The sequence below is a fragment of the Rhizobium sp. K102 genome (genome assembly GCF_022385315.1).
Lineage (GTDB): Bacteria > Pseudomonadota > Alphaproteobacteria > Rhizobiales > Rhizobiaceae > Rhizobium > Rhizobium croatiense.
In genome coordinates, this window is the sequence record NZ_CP092436.1 from 4,219,740 (window position 1) to 4,238,050 (window position 18,311).

Here is an 18,311-nt window from a genome sequence, read left to right on the forward strand (position 1 = left end):
AGTCTGTGCAATGCAGCGAAAGAAAGCAAGGTGCAAAGGCCGGGGTGGCGACGGCTTTTACGACGCCCTGGCAAAGGTGACGGCCACCTTCAGCCCGCGGCCGTCGGTTCCAGGTTCCAACGTCATGACAGCATTGAAAAGATTGGCGATTTCCTCGACGATGGGGAGGCCGAGGCCGGCGCCGGGCGCGGCGGAATCATTGCCGCGCGAAAAACGGCGGCGCACCGCCTCCAGCTTCTCGCGCGCAATACCGGGGCCGTTGTCCTCGACTTCGAGGCGGATCGTCTCGGCGGCGGCGATGACGCGGACGGTGACTTCAGCCCCCTTGCCGGCATAGGCGATGGCATTGCCGGCAAGATTGCGCAGCATTTCGCCGATGAGCAGCGGCTCGGCGCGGATCATCGCCGGGCTCTCACCCTCGAAGCCGAGATCGATGCCGGCGACGGCAGCGGCCGGGATCTGTTCGCCGGTGATTTCCTGGGCGATGGCGGCGAGATCGATGGCGGAGGCGGTCAGCGCCTCCTTGGCCGTGGCGGCGTCGATCTTCGCCATCAGCAGAAGCTGGGCAAGAATGCGCTCGGCATGCGCGACGGCCTGGTCTCCCTTCAGCGCTGCCGCCTGGGCTTCACCGAGCGAGCCGGCGCGGGCCGAAAGCGCAAGCTGGGTGCGGATAATCGCCAGCGGCGTGCGCAGCTGGTGGCTGGCATTGCCGGTGAAATTGCGCAGCGCATCGAGCGCCGACTGCAGGCGGACCATGAACGAGTTCACCGTATCGACCAGCGGCTCGACCTCGCTCGGCACGGTTTGTTCGATCGGATGCAGATCGTCAGGACTGCGTTCGCCGATGGCGTCGCCGAGCTTGTAGAGCGGGCGGAGCGCCACCGTGACCGAGATCCAGACGATGACCGCCGCTCCGGCGATCATGACGGCGAGGCGCAGTGCCGAACGCACGAGGATCGCCTGAGTCAACTGCCGGCGGGCGATTGTGGTTTCGGCGACGGTCACGACGAAGGGCACCGAGCGGATGCCGGTCGAGGCGGACCGTTCGAGCGTGGCGATGCGGATCGGCTCGCCGCGAAAGGTGTCGTCGGCGAAGGCGGCCGCACCGCTCGGCGTCTTCTGCAGGACCGGCAGAGCCTGGTAGCCGGTGATGAATTGGCCCGGCGGGCCGTCGACGCGGTAGAAGACGCGGTCCTGCGCGGCCGAGGTCAGCATTTCGAGCGCGACATAGGGGATATCGACCTGCAGCGTGCCGTCTTCGGCGACGACGACGCGTTCGGCGATCGCGAGCGCCGAGCCGGCGAGAACACGGTCGGAGACGATGTTCGAGGTTTGCACAGCCTCGCGATAGGTGTCGGCAAGTGCCAGCATGCCGATGACGGCCGTAGAGACGAGCAGCCAGAAGAGCAGCCGGCGCCGGAGAGAATAGGCGGCCTTCATGAAGCCTCGGGCAGCTTGTCGAGATAATAGCCGATACCGCGGGCAGTCTTGACCGTCAGGCCATGCGGCGAAAGGCGCTTTCTCAGCCTGCTGACATATTGCTCGATGGCGTTTGCGGAAATGTCGTCGTCGAAGGCGGTCAGCGACTGTATGATCGCCTCCTTGGCGACGACCTTGCCGGCCCGCATGAAGAGGATTTCGAGCAGGCCAAGTTCTCGGGCGGGAATGTCAAGAGGGGTGGAACCGGCGGAGAAGGTGCGGGAATTGAGGTCGAAAGAAATGCCGCCGAAGCCGACCGTCGCCGACCGCAGCCCGGCCTGGCGGCGCAGCAGCACGCGCACACGGGCCTCGAATTCGGCGATGTCGAAAGGCTTGATCAGATAATCGTCGGCGCCGAGATCAAGGCCTTTTACCCGTTCCTCCGGCGATCCACGCGCCGTCAGGATGAGGACGGCCGCCTGATTCTGCCGGGCGCGCATGGCGCGCAGCACGTCGAGCCCGTCCATCTCGGGCAGGTTGAGGTCGAGGATGACAAGGTCGAAATTTTCCGCCGCGATGACGGCATTGGCGGACGCCCCGTCATGAACGACATCGACGGCATGGCCCGTGCCGCGCAAGATCGCCGAGAGCCCGTCGGCCAGCGCGATATTGTCCTCGGTGAGCAGGATGCGCACGGATGTTCCCCTGTTTTTCAAGCGACGTTACAGGGGTGAAGACGGGTTGTCACAGCGATTTTGAAGATTGGTGAACGGGCCGCATAAAGATCGATCTCAGCTGCCCGTCCTTTCCATCTCTTCGCGCTGTGTCATCGCGGCGGCAAGCAGCTTCTGGAAGCGCGGGTCGTCGCGGATATTGTCGAGGTCGGAATCATTGTTGAACCATTTGATATGGTAGACGGAGCTGTGCGGCAGCAGCTTCTCCAAGAGGTCGATCGCCTGGTCGACATCGCCGAGGACGGAATAGACACAGGCGAGATTATACTGGGCGACAATGTCGTCGGGATCGATGGCGATCGCCCGCGCCGCCCAGTCACGTGCGCGTTTGACATCGCCGAGATGGGCAAGCGCCAGCGCACCGCGATGGGCGGGACCGGAATTTTCCGGATTGAGATTCAGCGCGCGTTCGGCGCGCAGCAAGCCGAGGCGGGCCCAGTTTTCCCTGTCCACCCCACGGCCGAGTGAATGGTAGGCGGCCATCAGATGGATCGGCGAGACGTAGTCGTCAGGGCGGATTTCGGCGGCGCGGGTGAAATATTGAACGGATTCGGCAAAGTTTCCGTGCATGAAGAAGAACCTGGCATAATGGAAATTCGCCTCGAAGAGGTTCGGGTCGAGCGTCAGGGCACGCTCGAAGGCCGCCGCCGCCCGATCATCATAGCCGCTCTGATGCAGGGCCAAGCCATGCGAGGCATGGGCCTCCGGAAGATCGGGATCGAGCGCGAGCGCGCGGGCGCTCATCTCGAGGATGCGTCTCAGCGGCACATCGTCGGGCGCCCAGTCGCGGATCGCGGCGTCGCAATCGGCGATGCCGGCATAAGCGCGGGCATAGTCCGGATCGAGCTCGACTGCTTTGCAGAACATGCGCCTGGCGAGCTGCAGGTAGGATTTCGTCCAGGTGTGGGAAAGCTGGCGGCCCCGGAGATAATAGGTATAGGCCTCGACATTGGCGGTCGGCTCGTTGGCGATCGCCTTCTTCTCCTCCGGCAGCAGGCGCACCTTCAGCTGGCCGACGATCGCATGGGTGATCTCGTCCTGGATGGCGAAGATGTCGGTGAGGTCACGGTCGTAGCGCTCGGCCCAGAGATGATCGCCATTGGCGGTGTCGATCAGCTGGCCGGAGATACGCACGCGCTTGTCGAAGATGCGCACACTGCCTTCGAGCACATAGCGCACGCCGAGTTCCTGGGCGAGCCGCTTCAACTTCACCGAGATGCCCTTGTAGGTAAAGATCGTATTGCGCGGCACGACGTGCAGGCTGGAGATCTTGGAAAGATCGGTGATGATGTCTTCGGTTATGCCGTCGGAGAAATAATCCTGGTCGGCGTCGCCGCTCATATTGGTGAAAGGCAACACCGCGATGAAGCAGGTATTGCGGTTCTGCGCGATGAGCCTGGCGGAAGAGGGCGGCGCGAGGGAGACGGTGTAGACCTGCACGGGCTGCCGGATGTTCTTCAGCATGTGTTCGCCGATAAATTCGAAGCCGAGATTGAGGCGCGAGCCGACCTGATCGCGGACCGAAGCCGACACGGCGATGCCGCCGGGCGCGGCGATACGCTCGAGTCTCGCGGCGAGATTGACGCCGTCGCCGAAGATGTCGCCATTTTCGACGACGACGTCGCCGAGATTGATGCCGATGCGGAATTCGACGCGCTCATCCTTCGGAACGTTCTCGTTGCGGGTCGACATGCTCCGCTGGATTTCGGCGGCGCAGGCGACCGCATTCACCACACTCTGGAATTCGGCCAGGATGCCGTCGCCGGTGAGTTTGACGATCCGGCCCTTGTAGTCCGAAATCCTGATATCGACCAGCTCGCAGCGATGGCGGTTCAGCGCCTGCAGCGTGCCTGACTCATCGATGCCCATCAGTCGGCTGTAGCCGACGACATCCGCAGCGAGAATAGCGCTCAGTCGTCGTTCCATGACCCCTCCCATGGATCTTCCCGGAATAACCTAGCTATTTTTAGAGTTTTTGTCGCGCAGAGTTCGTCCCCCGAAAAAGAAATTCGGGCGGCGTCGACGTTTTGACGCGGCAGCGCGACCATATATCGTCGCCGGTCTTCATCAATACTCTAAAAGGGTGAAGGACGGCCTTTGATTCCTAGTCCTTTGTGGTGAAAGTTGGCGGAAATGAAATATACGGCTTGGCCAAAGCTTGCCGGTCGGCACCGAAAACGACCGGTGATCGAGTTGAGCCGGCCTCACCGAGGGCCTCGCTCCGGCGCGCCCTTGCTCCTCCAGCCGTGCTCGGGCATTGTTGCGGTATGAGGAGAATTTTCGTCTTGCTGCTGGCGTTCTGGCCGGGTTTTGCCCTGGCTGATCAGGTCTTTTTTCCGGCGAAATCGGGCAAGGCCGCGGCGCCGGTGCTGACCGTTTATTCCTCGCTCGACGAGCCGCTGGCGCAGCCGATGATCCGGGGTTTTCAGGAGGCCAATCCCGATGTTGCGGTCAGATATGAGGATATGCTGACCGGCGAAATCTATGACCGGATCGTCGGGGAGACGGATGCCGGCAAGAAGACGGCGGATTTTGCCTTCTCGTCGGCGATGGACCTGCAGGTGAAGCTTTCCAATGACGGTTATGCGCAGGTCAGCAACCTGCCGATGAGCGCCGCCTGGCCGAAATGGGCGAACTGGCGCAACACCGCCTATGCGCTGACCTTCGAGCCGGCGGTCTTCGTCTATCACAAGCCGAGCTTCGCGCATGAGCCGGTGCCAAGCTCGCGGGCGGAACTCGTCGACTATCTGAAGCGCAAGGGCAATGCGGTCTATGGCCGGATCAGCACCTACGATATCGAGCGGTCCGGTGTCGGCTTTCTGTTCATGGCGCGCGACCAGGAGCAATTCGGCGACATCTGGTCGGTGATCGGCGCGATGGGCGCGGCCGGCGTCAAGCTTTACTCGACGAGCTCGGCGATCCTCGAACGCGTCGCCGACGGGCGCTTCGTGCTCGGCTACAATATCCTCGGCTCCTACGCTGCCGACTGGGCTTCGCGGCATCCTGACGTCGGGATCGTCCTGCCGAAGGATTATACGGTGGTGATGTCGCGGATCGGACTGGTGCCGCAGGCGGCCGCCGAGCCGGAGCTCGGGCGCCGTTACCTTACTTTTTTCATGTCGAAGGAGGGCCAGACGATCATGGCGCGCGAGCTGCAGATCCCCGCGGTCAGCCCCGAGGTCGCCGGCGAGAACACGGCCAATACGCTACAGGAGCTACTCGGCGCGCAACTTCGCCCAGTGCCTGTCAGCCCCGGGCTGATGGTCTATCTCGACCAGGTGAAGAGAGCGCGGCTGATCGCGCACTGGAACGAGGTTTTGCGGGCGCAGTGAACGAAGGCGTGTTCTTGCGAGCGCCGGACAGCCATATCCGGAAGAGGTTGCCGGATCCGTGCTGCCAGTCTCAGCCTCGCCGAAGCAGGTCGGCGCGGCTGAAGCAATCTGCGGAACGCGAAGTCACGAAAAACCCGGATTGACAGAGGTTATACGGCCTTCGGTCCCGCAAGCAATTCAGCTTTCCGGCTGTGGTTCGTCATACCAAGCTCGGTCCACAGGTCTGCGGCCTCATTCAGTCTTCTGAGGCGCGCGTAGAGATCGCAGCTCGGTTGACGATTTCCCCATTTCAGGCAGTCCTCAAATTTTTCGCGACGCTCCTGCGTGCTCAGCGGGTCTTCCACGGAACCCTTTGCATGGAGACGTTGTCGGCGTAGCGTCGTCCCGTCCGACAGCCGCACGGTGACAATATGCGGCAACCGTTCATTTCCTCTTTCCTCGTCCGCTGAATAGGATTCCATCGTTATGCGTTTTGCCAGCATCCTCACATCCGGGCGCGAAACGGCAGAGCGCGTGAAATCGCCAAGGCTGACGGGTCCATTCAGAAAGGCCGTCGCCAGACAGTATTGCATCGAGAAGCGGGCCTGCATCTCGTCTGCGGGTTCCGCATAGGCGAGGTTGCGAAAGGCGGAGACGCCGACCTTGGTGTCGATCGACACGATGTCGTCCGCCGTCAGTCCACAGTCTCGTTTAAGCTCGAGCAGCGCATCGATTGCCCGGTGGGTCGATGCGCAGCATGGATGTCGCTTGGTGACCAAGCCGCGTCTTTCGATGATATGGGCCGGCTCCGGTCGCAGATCCGTCCATGCCCGCGGGTCGTCTCCGCCAAAAAGATCCAGAAATCCCTGCGGCCTTTCCAGGATGTCGAGCCGGCCTCTGATGCCTGCAATGGCGAGCCGCGCCGCCTCAACCGCGTTTCGGGCTGCAATGCCTGCATGAAGCGGCTTGGCCAGAGTACCGAACTGACCTTTGGGGCCGCAGGCGAGCGACGCTGCAAGGCTCATCGCCTGCGCCGTCTCCTCCTCGCTTGCGCCCAGCAACTGAGCCACACCCGCCGCAGCGCCGATTGCGCCCACCGTCGCCGTCCCATGCCAGCCCCTGTTGTAATGCGAGGGATTGACGCCGAAACCCACGGCGGCCTGCGCGTCCAGGCCTGCAAGATAGGCGCCCAGAAAAGCGCCGCCGCTCACCGGACGACCTGCTGCAACCGTGGCCAGCAATGCAGGGACGAGGACCGCGGATGCATGGGCGCGGGCCGGATGGAAATTGTCGTCGAAATCCAGTGCATGCGCTGCAGTTCCATTGACGAGCGCGGCAATGGAGGAGGGGCGCCGCCGCCGGCTACAAGCCAGGCGCTTCCTCCGCCTGCGATTTCGCTTGCAAAAGCCGCGGTCACGCCGGTGACGGCCGGGTCTCCGGCGCCGGCGATCATGCAGCCAAAAGTATCGGCGACGGCATCGATTGCCCGTTCGATGGCGGTTTCAGAGAAATGCTTTCGGGATGAAAGCTGGGCTGCGATGCGCTGCAGAACGGTGGTCATTGACGAAACTCTTTCCATGGTCTTCGGTCGAGACCGGAAATTGTTCTGCTTTTGACAGCGCCGCAATCTTATGCAGTTCTCGAATAAGGCTACCGAGGAAAGTCATCACATGGTCAGGGCAGTCAGCGCAGGCATCAGCCTCAAGCATATCGAGGCCTATGACGCGATCGCGGCAACGGGATCGACGATCGCCGCCGCGCTGGAACTCGGCATTTCACAATCCAATGCCAGCCGACTGCTGCAGCAGCTTGAAGACTATCTCGGCGTCCGTCTGTTCGAACGTGACAAGAACCGGCTGTCTCAGACCCGCGAAGGCCGGCAGCTCGGGCCGGATATCCGCGCTATTTCGGATCGGTTGCGGGAGCTGAAAACGGCGGCGGTGGAATTGGAAAGCGGTCGTTCACGCGACATGCTGCTGCGCCTTGCCTTCCCGGCCAGCCTCTCATCCACCGTGCTTCCCCGCATGATCAAGGCCTTCTTCGGCGCCCATGGTCCGGTGCGCGTGGAGCTCGCTTCCGGCAGCTATCTGGCGATCGAGAGGATGGTGGCGGACGGAGAGGCCGATATCGGTTTCGCTCGCCTGCCGCTGGCGACGCCCGGACTGCGGCAGGAGAAACAGCTTTTCTCCCGCATCGTCTGCGCTCTTCATGCCGATCATCCATTGGCAAAACAGAGCGCTCTGACGATATCGGACCTCAAGGGGCAGGATCTCATCGTCCTCAACCGGGAGCGGCCTGTTCGTCACGAATTGGAGGCGCTTTTCTACCAGGGCGGCCTACGCCAGCGCCCGCTGCTCGAGGCACATTCGGTGGCCAGTGCATGTGCGCTGGCTGCGAATGGTTTGGGGATCGCGCTGGTGGGCGACATCATCGCGCGCGAATACGCAGCCCTGCCGCTGCGTTTCGTGCCATTGGTGCCCGAACTGCCGGTGACCTATTGCCTCGTCAGCGGCGAGAAATATCCCTTGGCCAAATCCGCGGGCCTTTTTCTGCAAAGCATTGCCGACTGGCGCTGGGCCGCCGGTGCAGAGGACGCTTCACGATGAACATCAGACAGCTCGAGGTCTTGCGGACGCTGATGTCCACCGGATCGACCATTGCGACGGCCAAGGCCATGGGCCTCAGCCAGTCGGGGGTGAGCCGGCTCCTGCAGCAGCTCGAGGCGGACTTGTCCATCACCCTTTTTGTACGCGACAAGGGGCGGCTGATCCCGACGCCGGAGGCGGCCATCCTCGCCCGGGATGCAGAGAATATTCTCTTGGCCGTGGATCGGATGTCCGGGCACGCCCAAGATCTGAGAAGCGGCGCCGCAGGGCCGGAAATCGTGCGGATCGGTCTGCCAAGCAGCATGTGGGAGAACTTCGCGCCGGCCATGCTGGTGGATTACGTGCGGGATTTCCCCAGCGTCCGCATCGAGACGTTTTTCGACACGACCATTGCCATCAATAAGCTGGTCGAGGAGCGTGTGCTCGATATCGGCTTCCTGCGTATGGAAGGGGAAATCGGTCCCGGCATCGAAGTCGAGCAGGTGGCGAGCGGGGAAAGCGTCTGCGTCATCCCGAGGGATCACCGGCTGGCAGAACTGGAGGAGATCTCGGCCAAGGACCTGCGCGATGTACCGCTGATCCTCATCGGCCGTCAAAGGCCCAATCGCATGGCGCTCGATCAGAGCTTCAAACAGGCGGGCGTGAAGCAGATCGTCAAGATCGAAACGCATACGAACAGTTCTGCTTGTTCCTATGTCGCCCACGGCCTCGGTGTCACGATCATCAGCAGCTTCTATGCAAATCTCTATCGCCATCTTCCCGTCGTGCATCGTCCGTTCATTCCGCATGCACGTCAGCAGTTCGGACTTGCACGTGCTGCAGGCGTTCCCCTGTCGATTGCAGCGCAATCCCTGAGCGATGCATTGAAACGGCAGATCCAGCTTTCACAAAAAGACACTTAATCAGTAACTTACTTCTCATGAGCAAGAGAAGAACAGCGTTTCGTGCATCCTATCATTCTGCATAAACATATGACGAATACGCATAATATTGCGGAGATTTTTTCATTCCGTCATAGTCTTCCTTAACGAAACCGATGGCGGCCAAGGCTCGGCCGCCAATCGTGGGGAACACATGATACGCTTTATTCTTAACCGCCTGTTGATGGCATTGCCGACGATCGCCCTCGTGGCCGTCACTGTTTTCGCACTCATCCGGCTCATCCCCGGCGATCCCGCCGCTTTGATGCTCGGCGACATGGCGCAGCCTGACCAGGTGGCGGCGATGCGCATCGAGCTCGGGCTCGACAAATCGATGATCCAGCAATTCGTCATCTGGGCAGGGAACGTTCTGCAGGGTGATTTCGGGCGCTCCATCGTCAACGGCGAGGCGGTGCTGCCGCTCGTCGCATCCCGCTTCTTGGTCAGCGCCGAAATTGTCGTCATTGCGGTGTTGCTGGCGAGCGTTATCGCAGTGCCCGCCGGCGTGATCGCGGCCTGGCGACAGAACAGCCTGACCGACCTGGCCCTGGTGGGCACGGCGACGGTGCTGCTTTCCATTCCGACTTTTTGGCTCGGCCTCCTGCTGCTGCTGCTTTTCGGCCTGAAGCTCGGCTGGTTGCCGGTTCTCGGTTATGTCTCGGTCGGCGACAATATCGCCAGCGGGATCCTGTATCTCGTCCTGCCGATTATGACGCTGGTCATCCACGAAATGGGCGTTCTGATCCGCATGGCGCGCGCTTCGACGTTGGAAGTCCTGCGTCTCGACTACATCACGCATGCGCGCGCCAAGGGCCTTTCGGAAAGCGCGGTCCTGTGGCGCCATGCCTTCAAGAACGCTTTTGGCCCGACATGGACAGTTATCGGCCTGATCCTCGGCAACCTGCTCGGGGGCATCGCGGTGATCGAAACCGTCTTCACCATTCCGGGCCTCGGCCGTTTGATGGTCGATAGCATCTTTGCCCGGGATTACCCCGTGATCCAGGGTTGCCTGCTGTTCGTGGCGCTATCCTATGTTCTGGTCAATCTGGTGGTCGATCTCCTCTATCCCTTCTTCGATCCGCGGGTGGTCGCCGAATGAAAAAGTTCACTTTCAACGGCCTCATCGGCAGCATTCTGATTGCCATCCTGCTGATCACCGCCGCAGTCGGTCTTTTCTGGACCCCATATGACCCGATGAAACTTGGTTTTGCCGTAAGGCTTGCTGCCCCCGGCGGCGGTCATCTGCTCGGGACCGACGAGTTCGGACGCGATGTTCTCAGCCGCTTGATGGTCGGCGCCCGGGCCAGCGTCTGGATCGGCACGCTGACCGTCGGTTTCGCGACCGTCTTCGGCACGTTGATCGGTGTTGTCAGCGGTTATGTCCGCGGCTGGGCAGACGGCGTCATCATGGCGATCAACAATGCGCTGCTGGCATTCCCCGGCATTCTGCTGGCGCTCGGTCTGCTGGCCGTATTCGGCGCCAATCAGTACGGCATCATCTTCGCGCTCGGCATTGCCTACACCCCGTCGATGGCGCGCGTCGTGCGCGGCGCGGTTCTGTCGTTGCGGGAGCGGGAATTCATCGAAGCGTCGAGAATAATGGGCAACAGCGAGCTTTTCACGATGGTCCGTCACATCCTGCCGAATTGCCTTGCCCCGATCACGGTGCTTGCCACGTCGATGTTCGGTTGGGCCATCCTCTCGGAAAGCGCCCTGAGCTTCCTGGGTCTAGGTGTGCCTCCGCCGGCGCCGACCTGGGGCAACATGCTTGCCGCCGGCCGTCCGTTCATCCAGCAGGCCGTGTGGCTCGGCCTTTTTCCCGGCCTCTGCATCGCGCTGACGCTGCTCGGCATCAATCTTCTGGGCGACGCCCTTCGTGACAAGCTGGATCCGCGTATGAGGGGGCTGAAATGACCGGCGACACGCTTTTGAACGTTTGCGGTCTCTCGCTTGAGGTTGCAGGCACCGGCCTGCAGGTCGTCAAGGACGTCGGCTTCGACATAGCACCAGGCGAGATTGTCGGCATTGTCGGCGAGAGCGGCTCAGGCAAGACGCTGGCGACCCGGGCGCTGATATCGCTGCTGCCGGCAGCGGTTCGCGTGACGGGCGGAACCGTGCGCTACAAGGGCCGCGACGTGCTTTCGATGAGCAACAGCGATCTTCGGGCGATGCGGGGCCGGGAGATCGGCGTCGTGTTCCAGGAACCGATGACATCCCTCAATCCATCCATGACCATCGACCGTCAGCTGGAGGAGGGGCTTGTCCTGCACACGAAGCTGGCGCCGCAGGAGCGGCGTGCGCGTATCCTCGACATGCTGAGGCGCGTCGGCATTCTCAACCCTGAAGGCGCCCTCACTTCCTACCCGCATGAGTTTTCCGGCGGCATGCGCCAGCGCATCATGCTGGCCTCCGTCATGCTGCTGAAACCGGCATTGCTGATCGCCGACGAGCCGACCACGGCGCTGGATGCCGTCATTCAGCGCGACGTGATGGAGCTGATGGTCGATCTGACGACCGCGGAAGGCACAGCCGTCCTCCTGATCAGCCACGATCTGCCGATGGTTGCCCGATACGCCAGCGGTATCATCGTCATGGAGAAGGGCGCAATTGTCGAGCAGGGGAGAGCCGACAAGCTTCTCGCGGCGCCACAGCATCCCTACACATGCAAGCTACTCTCCTCGCTCCCCTATCGCGGTGAACCGCGCGCCATCGATAAGACCAAGACCCCGATGGTGTCGGCGCAGAACATCGTCGTCGACTATCCCGGTCGTCGGTCGTTCCTGAAAAAGGCGCGGGGGAAGCGGGCCCTGCATGGGGTCAGCATCGATGTCTATGAGGGCGAAGTGGTCGCCCTCGTCGGCGGTTCCGGTTCGGGAAAGACGACGCTTGGCCGCACCATCGCCGGCCTTGTCAGGGAAAGCGACGGGACGATCGAGTTCCGGGGGCGCTCCCGCAACGAGGATTGGAAGAACTACCGGTTGGATTGCCAGATGGTGTTCCAAGACCCCTACTCCTCGCTCGATCCGCGCATGACCATTCTCGCGCTTGTCGAGGAGGCGCTGCGTCTGGTGCCGAACCTGAGCGGCGAGGCCAAGCGGCGACGGGCTTTCGAAACGCTCGAGGAAGTCGGCCTCGGGAAGGACTATGCCAGCCGCTATCCACACGAATTGTCAGGCGGCCAGCGGCAGCGCGTCGCCATTGCCCGTGCCGTTGCGCGCCGGCCGAAATTCCTGATCGCCGACGAGCCGGTGTCGGCGCTCGACGTTACCGTCCGTGCGCAGGTGCTCGACCTCTTCTCGGATCTGCAGAAACGCTACGGCTTTTCCTGCCTTTTCATCAGCCACGATCTTGGCGTGGTCGAGCAGGTGGCTGACCGGGTGGTGGTGATGCAGGAGGGCCGCATCGTCGAGCAAGGCGACCGCGGCACGATCTTCGACAATCCGAGGGAGCCCTACACGCGTCGCCTCCTCTCGGCCATTCCCGCGCTCGACCACAATGCAAGCGGTGGTGTGACACTCAAATGGCGTTTGGAGAATTAACGTGGCTATCGTGACGACATCGGCCGATACGGCCGCAAAACTTCATGCAATCTGCGATGCGCAGCCATTCGTCACTCGATTCATGGTGCGCAATCTGCGCACCGGCGAAACGATAGAGCGCGGCGCTGACGAAGAAACGCCTTCGGCCAGTACCCGGAAGACATCGATCATGATGGCGGCGCTCAAGGCCGTTCATGAGGGCCGGCTCGATCTCGACGAGCCCATCACCTACGAGGCTCGCTTCGCCGAGGAAGTGGCAAGCGGCATGTTTCGCTATCTGACGCCGGGCATCGTCATTTCGTTGCGCGATGCGATCACCGGGATGATGGTGTTGAGCGACAATGTCTGCACCAAGATGGTCTTCGAGCGGCTGACGCTCGAGGAAGTGGACGGCTATTGCAAGTCGATCGGCATGGAGGCCACGCATCATCGTTTTTTAATTCCACCGCTGGCCTTATCACCTGATCACTCGCTGCGGTCGGTTACCACCACCACGGCACGCGACCAGATTTTTCTCCTGCAGGCGATCCTCGATGCACAGACTTCGGAGGAGGCGGCGGAGAGATTGCGCTGCTCGCAGGCGCTCTGCCGCTACGCGCTTCAAACCCTGAAGAACCAGATCTTGCGTTATGCGATCCCGTCGAGATTGCCGTTCGCCACCGTGGTTGCGCACAAGGGCGGCACGGGCAAGCGCGGCCGCATGAATGCCGGCATCGTTTATCTGGGCGAAGAGCCCTTCTATGCCATTGCCGTATTCACCGATGACGTGCCTCAGGCCATGGCGGACGGCACGCCGGGCTACACGATCGCGCTCGAAACCATCGGCCGGCTCTCACGGGCCTGCTGGGACAATTTTCAATCTTGATCATCGACAAAACAAAAAGAGGGTAGAACAATGAAGAAAATTCTTCTCGCCGGCACGATGCTGCTCGGCATGGCAGGTCTCGGGCATGCGCGCGACATCGTCGTGGCTCAGAGTTCGGATCTGCGCAGCAGCAATCCCGGGGTCAATCGTGACGGTAATACCGACGGGGTTATCCTGCACATCGTCGAGGGCCTGGTCGGCTATAACAATAGCGGTGAGGTCAAGCCGCTGCTCGCCAAGAGCGTCGACGTTTCCGGCGATGGCCTTACCTATACATTCCGCCTTCGCGGCGACGTGAAATTCCACAGTGGCAAGCCGCTGACCGCCGACGACGTCGTGTGGAACTGGAACCGCTATCTGAAGCCCGAGACAAAATGGACGTGCCTTTCCGATTTTGCGCCCGGCGGCGGCGCCCCGTGACCGGTGTGAAGGCGCTTGACGGATCGACCGTCCAGATCACGCTCGAAAAGCCCTCGGCCGTCTTTCTGGGTCTGATGTCGCGTCCGGAATGCGGTTACACCGCCATCATTTCTCCCGATTCCCTCGCTGCGGATGGCAGTTTCGTCAAACCGGTCGGGACCGGTCCGTTCATGTGGGACGAATGGAAAAAAGGCGAGTATATCCGTCTCGCCAAGTTCACCGACTACGTCTCTCCCCAAAATGACGGCAAGCCGGACGGGATGGTCGGCTCGAAACGACCTTTGGCCGACGGCATCAAGTTCATGGTCATTCCCGATGCATCCACCGTCAAGGCAGGACTGGAGTCCGGCGCCCTCGACACCGCCGAGATATCGCCCGACCTTATTCCGGAGATCAAGGCGAGCGATAAGCTGCAGCTGATCGTCGCCCGCAACAACGGCAAGAACCTGTTCTACATCCAGACGCGCGACAAGGTGCTGAGCAAGCCCGGCGTGCGGCGGGCGATGGCAATGTCGCTCGACCTTGGCGAGCTTGTCACCGCTGCCTCAAATGGAACCGGCGAGGCGAACGGCTCGATGGTGTCGCAGGATTCCGTTTATTTTGACGATACCCAGAAGCAGAGGCTGCCCTACGACATCGAGGCGGCGAAGAAGGAATTGGCCGATGCCGGCTACAAGGGCGAGCCGATCACCATCATTGCCAACAAGCGCGGCAATGTTCCAAGCTTTCCCGCCGCGGTTATGGCGCAGGCGATGATGCAGCAGGCCGGATTGAATGTGCAGATCGAAGTTCTCGATTACGCAACGCAAGTCGACCGCCGCCGGTCCGGCAACTATCAGGTGATTTCGCAATCGGTCGCCCCGCGGCTCGACCCTGCGCTGATGTACAGTTTTTATGTCGGCAACAAAGACAAGAATGCTTCACTGATGTGGGACGATCCCAAGGCCGTCGAACTGATGAAAGCGGCTTATGTCGAAGCCGATCCGGCCAAGCGGCAGAAGATCTTCGACGCGTTCCATGAGCTGATGCTGAAGGAGGCGCCGGGCATTTTCCTCTACGACATGGTCGACGTGTGGGGTGCGACGAAGACGTTGAAGGGCCAGCCGGTCTGGCAGTCGAACGCCCGCCTCTGGGAAGTCTCGGTCGACTGAAGAATCTTACGGCGCCGAGGCGCAGACGCCGCGGCACTTCGGATTGGTAAATAACAGGACCGGCAGGCTCGCCTGCCGGACCGATATGTCATGCCTGGGGCCTGCTGACCGCCGGGAGAAGCAAGGATCAGGGATGAGCAAGGAAGCAGTGGATGCGATCGTTTCGGTGATCGAGCGTATGCGGCCGGCCTGCGCGGTGCTGAGCGACAGGATTTGGGATCTTGCCGAACTGAAATTCGAGGAGAAGAGTTCTTCCGCTCTGCTGGCAAAGGCCCTTGAGGACGAGGGCTTTTCCGTCCGTCGCGGCGTTGCCGACATGGAGACCGCCTTCATCGCAGAAGCCGGCGCGGGCAAGCCGGTCATTGCATTTCTCGGCGAATTCGACGCGCTGGCGGGCATGAGCCAGATTGCGGGCATCGCCGAGCAGCGTTCGCTTGCGGCAGGCGCGACCGGACATGGCTGCGGCCACAATCTTCTGGGTGTCGGGTCGTTGATGGCGGCCGTCGCGCTAGCCAACCATTTGAAGGATAACGGCATTTCTGGGACGGTGCGTTACTATGGCTGCCCCGGCGAAGAGGGCGGCTCGGGCAAGACCTTCATGGTGCGTGCGGGGGCGTTCGACGATGTGGACACGGCTCTCACCTGGCATCCCGCACCGTTCAACGGCGTCCGCTCCACAAACAATCTCGCGGTGCTGGAATATTATTACCGGTTCAGGGGCGTTGCGGCTCACGCTTCCAATGCTGCGCATCTCGGCCGATCCGCACTCGATGCCGTGGAGCTTATGAATGTCGGCGTCAATTTCCTGCGCGAACATATGCCACAGGACTGTCGCGTGCATTATGCCATCACCGATGCCGGCGGACGGGCTGCCAATGTCGTGCAGGCGCAGGCCGAGGTGCTCTACCTCATCAGGGCGCCGGACATGCCACAGGCTCTCAATCTCGCAGCGCGGGTGGAAAAAGTCGCGCGCGGCGCCGCGATGATGACGGAGACCGACGTGGAGATCGTCTTCGATACTGCTTCCACGAACCTTCTCCCGAATATTACCCTGGAAACGGCGATGCATGAAAACATGATGGCACTCGGCCCCGTCGCCTTCGACGAAGCCGATATCGCCTTTGCGCGTCGGATCCAGAAGACGTTTACCGACGAAGCCGTCGCCAGCAGCATCAGGCTGTATCAGATCGAGCGCGACGTCTTCTCCGCCGCCAAGATAGATGGCGCGATGCCGCTCCATCTCGGGCTGCGGCATTTCGAGGGCCATTCGCACTTTCGGGCGGGCTCGACCGATGTCGGCGATGTGAGCTGGGTGACCCCTACGGCCCAATGCTGGGCTCCTGCCTGGGCCATCGGCACCAACCCGCATACATGGCAGGTCGTTGCGCAAGGAAAGGCGCCGGCTGCGCATAAGGCCATGGCACATGCAGCCAAGGCTCTCGCACTGACCGGTCTTTCCCTGGTGAAATCGCCGGAGCTGATGAAGGCGGCGAAGGCCGAATGGATGGAGAAGACCGGCGGAAAGCCTTACATCTGCCCGATCCCGACGGATGTGGTGCCGGGAGCGGTGAGCAGCTGAAAGCAACACGGCGGATCCGCTGCGCGGGCAATTACGGCAAAAAAGTGTCCGTTCCTCCTGGATATCTTGCCGATGTCAGCTAGATGACAGCTTGTTGTGGTGGCTTTGGCTACTTCTTCTCCGTGGAGGCGGAGAACTGAAGCCTTGGGAGGCATTCCGCTCGTCATTCGGACAACTGTGTCCGCCGGCCGGCTACCCCTCCCGATTCCCTGGAGAATAACAGGCGGTGCGCTCAGCCGCCGACGGAGGACAAATCGTGAAGCATACGTTCATCGCAACCATTCTCGCAGCCGCCATCGCGCTGCCGGCCTATGCTGCCGACTATACCATCATCGCGCCGGCCGCGCCCGGCGGCGGCTGGGACCAGACCGCCCGCTCGCTGCAGACCGCGCTGCAGCAGGAGAAGATCTCCGGCAACGTGCAGGTCCAGAACGTTCCCGGCGCCGGCGGCACCATCGGGCTGGCGCAGTTCAGCAGCCAGGCTGCCGGTAACCCCAACTCGCTGATCGTCGGCGGCTATGTCATGGTCGGCGCCATCCTGACCAACAAGTCGCCGGTGACACTCAAGGACGTTACGCCGATCGCCCGGCTTACCGGCGAATACGAAGCCGTCGTCGTTCCCGCCGCGTCCGATATCAAGACCATGGCCGATCTGGTCGCGGCGCTGAAGAAGGATCCGGGCGCCGTTTCCTGGGGCGGCGGTTCGGCCGGGGGCACCGACCACATCACCGTCGGTCTGATCGCCAAGGCCTCCGGAGTCGACCCGACCAAAATCAACTATGTCGCCTTTTCCGGCGGCGGCGAGGCGCTTGCCGCCATTCTCGGCAGCCAGGTCACTGCCGGAGTCTCGAGCTATAGCGAGTTCGAATCGCAGGTGAAAGCGGGCACGCTGCGTCTTCTTGCCGTGTCGAGCGACAAGCGCATCGACGGCGTTGATGCTCCGACGCTGAAGGAAAGCGGCACCGATGTCAGCATTCAGAACTGGCGTATGGTAGCCGCTGCTCCCGGTCTGTCGGCAGAGCAGGTCGCCGCCATCACCTCCGATTTCGAGAAACTGCACGGCTCCGCCACCTGGCAGGAAATTCTGAAGACCAAGGGCTGGGCCGACACCTATCTGTCCGGCGACGCGTTCAAAGCGCAGCTTGAAAAGGATGTCGCTGCCACCGAAGGCATTCTCAAAGAGATCGGACTTGTTCAATGAGCGGGGATAACTCCTCGGCAACCACGCGCCGCCCTGATTGGGCGGCGTTCATCATTGCCGCTTTCCTCTTTGTTGTCGCCGGCGTGATGTTCTGGGATGCATCGCATCTGAAAACAATCGCGCAGTATGACCGCATCGGCCCGGCAACGATGCCCCAAGTGGTGGCCTTCGGCCTCTTCTGTCTTGGGATCTGGACCGTCGCCGAAGCTTGGCGCGGCGAGTTTCCGGAACGCGATCGGCAGGAAGTGGCGCCCGTTATCTGGATCATTGCCGGTCTTGTCGGACAGATGCTGCTTCTGCGCCTTGCCGGCTTCTCGATCGCCACCGGTCTGCTGTTTGCATTCACGGCACGCGGCTTCGGCAAACGGAAGCTCTGGATTTCGCTGCCGTTCGGCATCGTCTTCAGCTTCGTCGTCTGGGCGATCTTCTCGCAGCTGCTGCAGCTGACGCTGCCGGCCGGCCCGCTCGAACGCCTGTTCTTCTGACGGCGCGCGCGCTGTCAGCACTTTTTATTTTTGCGCAGTGCCGGATCGCGTAACGCACGGCCGGGAACGCGCTTGGGATAT

At 61.8% G+C, this 18,311-nt stretch carries 13 protein-coding genes and 2 pseudogenes; 11 read left to right on the forward strand and 4 right to left on the reverse strand.

The window, feature by feature from the left end; translation table 11 throughout:
• Window positions 1–57: 57 nt before the first annotated feature.
• From MHI61_RS26630 to MHI61_RS26640, 3 genes are all read right to left on the reverse strand, one after another.
• Window positions 58–1,440 (reverse strand): sensor histidine kinase, encoded by a 1,383-nt coding sequence (locus tag MHI61_RS26630; protein ID WP_239791203.1) that lies wholly within the window; start codon window positions 1,438–1,440, stop codon window positions 58–60.
• Window positions 1,437–2,114: a response regulator transcription factor gene (locus MHI61_RS26635; protein WP_097580397.1), complete on the reverse strand. Its 678-nt coding sequence runs from the start codon at window positions 2,112–2,114 to the stop codon at window positions 1,437–1,439. The genes MHI61_RS26630 and MHI61_RS26635 overlap by 4 nt, the downstream gene beginning before the upstream one ends.
• A gap of 96 nt (window positions 2,115–2,210) precedes the next feature.
• Window positions 2,211–4,079: an adenylate/guanylate cyclase domain-containing protein gene (locus tag MHI61_RS26640; protein ID WP_097580396.1), complete on the reverse strand. Its 1,869-nt coding sequence runs from the start codon at window positions 4,077–4,079 to the stop codon at window positions 2,211–2,213.
• 359 nt (window positions 4,080–4,438) lie between these two features.
• On the opposite strand from MHI61_RS26640, the gene MHI61_RS26645 reads away from it, so the two are divergent.
• Window positions 4,439–5,485 (forward strand): ABC transporter substrate-binding protein, encoded by a 1,047-nt coding sequence (locus tag MHI61_RS26645; RefSeq protein ID WP_222139397.1) that lies wholly within the window; start codon window positions 4,439–4,441, stop codon window positions 5,483–5,485.
• Between the two features lie 149 nt (window positions 5,486–5,634).
• Here the strand turns inward: MHI61_RS26645 and MHI61_RS26650 are convergent.
• Window positions 5,635–7,025, reverse strand: a pseudogene (locus MHI61_RS26650) (MmgE/PrpD family protein).
• 70 nt (window positions 7,026–7,095) lie between these two features.
• Between MHI61_RS26650 and MHI61_RS26655 the strand changes: the two are divergent.
• The 10 genes and pseudogenes from MHI61_RS26655 to MHI61_RS26700 all read left to right on the forward strand — a co-directional run bounded on the left by MHI61_RS26655 (window position 7,096) and on the right by MHI61_RS26700 (window position 18,230).
• The gene (locus MHI61_RS26655; RefSeq protein WP_345774860.1) at window positions 7,096–8,070 is read left to right on the forward strand and encodes a LysR family transcriptional regulator; all 975 of its coding nucleotides are present in this window, start codon (window positions 7,096–7,098) and stop codon (window positions 8,068–8,070) included.
• Window positions 8,067–8,972 carry a LysR family transcriptional regulator gene (locus MHI61_RS26660; RefSeq protein WP_239791205.1) on the forward strand — a complete coding sequence of 302 codons (906 nt, stop codon included), beginning with the start codon at window positions 8,067–8,069 and terminating at the stop codon, window positions 8,970–8,972. The genes MHI61_RS26655 and MHI61_RS26660 overlap by 4 nt, the downstream gene beginning before the upstream one ends.
• Before the next feature lie 172 nt (window positions 8,973–9,144).
• Entirely contained in the window at window positions 9,145–10,089 is a 945-nt protein-coding gene (locus MHI61_RS26665) for an ABC transporter permease (protein WP_064683224.1), read from the forward strand.
• Window positions 10,086–10,904 (forward strand): ABC transporter permease, encoded by an 819-nt coding sequence (locus MHI61_RS26670; protein WP_239791206.1) that lies wholly within the window; start codon window positions 10,086–10,088, stop codon window positions 10,902–10,904. The genes MHI61_RS26665 and MHI61_RS26670 overlap by 4 nt, the downstream gene beginning before the upstream one ends.
• Window positions 10,901–12,529, forward strand: a complete 1,629-nt coding sequence (locus tag MHI61_RS26675) for an ABC transporter ATP-binding protein (protein WP_239791207.1) — start codon at window positions 10,901–10,903, stop codon at window positions 12,527–12,529. Before MHI61_RS26670 ends, MHI61_RS26675 begins: the two co-directional genes overlap by 4 nt.
• A gap of 82 nt (window positions 12,530–12,611) precedes the next feature.
• Window positions 12,612–13,394, forward strand: coding sequence for a class A beta-lactamase-related serine hydrolase (locus MHI61_RS26680; protein ID WP_239792916.1), 783 nt, complete (start codon window positions 12,612–12,614; stop codon window positions 13,392–13,394).
• 30 nt (window positions 13,395–13,424) lie between these two features.
• Window positions 13,425–14,965 (forward strand): annotated as a pseudogene (locus tag MHI61_RS26685) (ABC transporter substrate-binding protein).
• Between the two features lie 133 nt (window positions 14,966–15,098).
• The gene (locus tag MHI61_RS26690) at window positions 15,099–16,544 is read left to right on the forward strand and encodes a M20 family metallopeptidase (protein WP_239791208.1); all 1,446 of its coding nucleotides are present in this window, start codon (window positions 15,099–15,101) and stop codon (window positions 16,542–16,544) included.
• Between the two features lie 256 nt (window positions 16,545–16,800).
• A complete protein-coding gene (locus MHI61_RS26695) occupies window positions 16,801–17,745 on the forward strand; it encodes a tripartite tricarboxylate transporter substrate binding protein (protein ID WP_097580387.1) in 945 nt (314 codons plus the stop codon).
• Window positions 17,742–18,230 carry a tripartite tricarboxylate transporter TctB family protein gene (locus MHI61_RS26700; RefSeq protein ID WP_010029796.1) on the forward strand — a complete coding sequence of 163 codons (489 nt, stop codon included), beginning with the start codon at window positions 17,742–17,744 and terminating at the stop codon, window positions 18,228–18,230. Before MHI61_RS26695 ends, MHI61_RS26700 begins: the two co-directional genes overlap by 4 nt.
• Window positions 18,231–18,311: the final 81 nt, after the last annotated feature.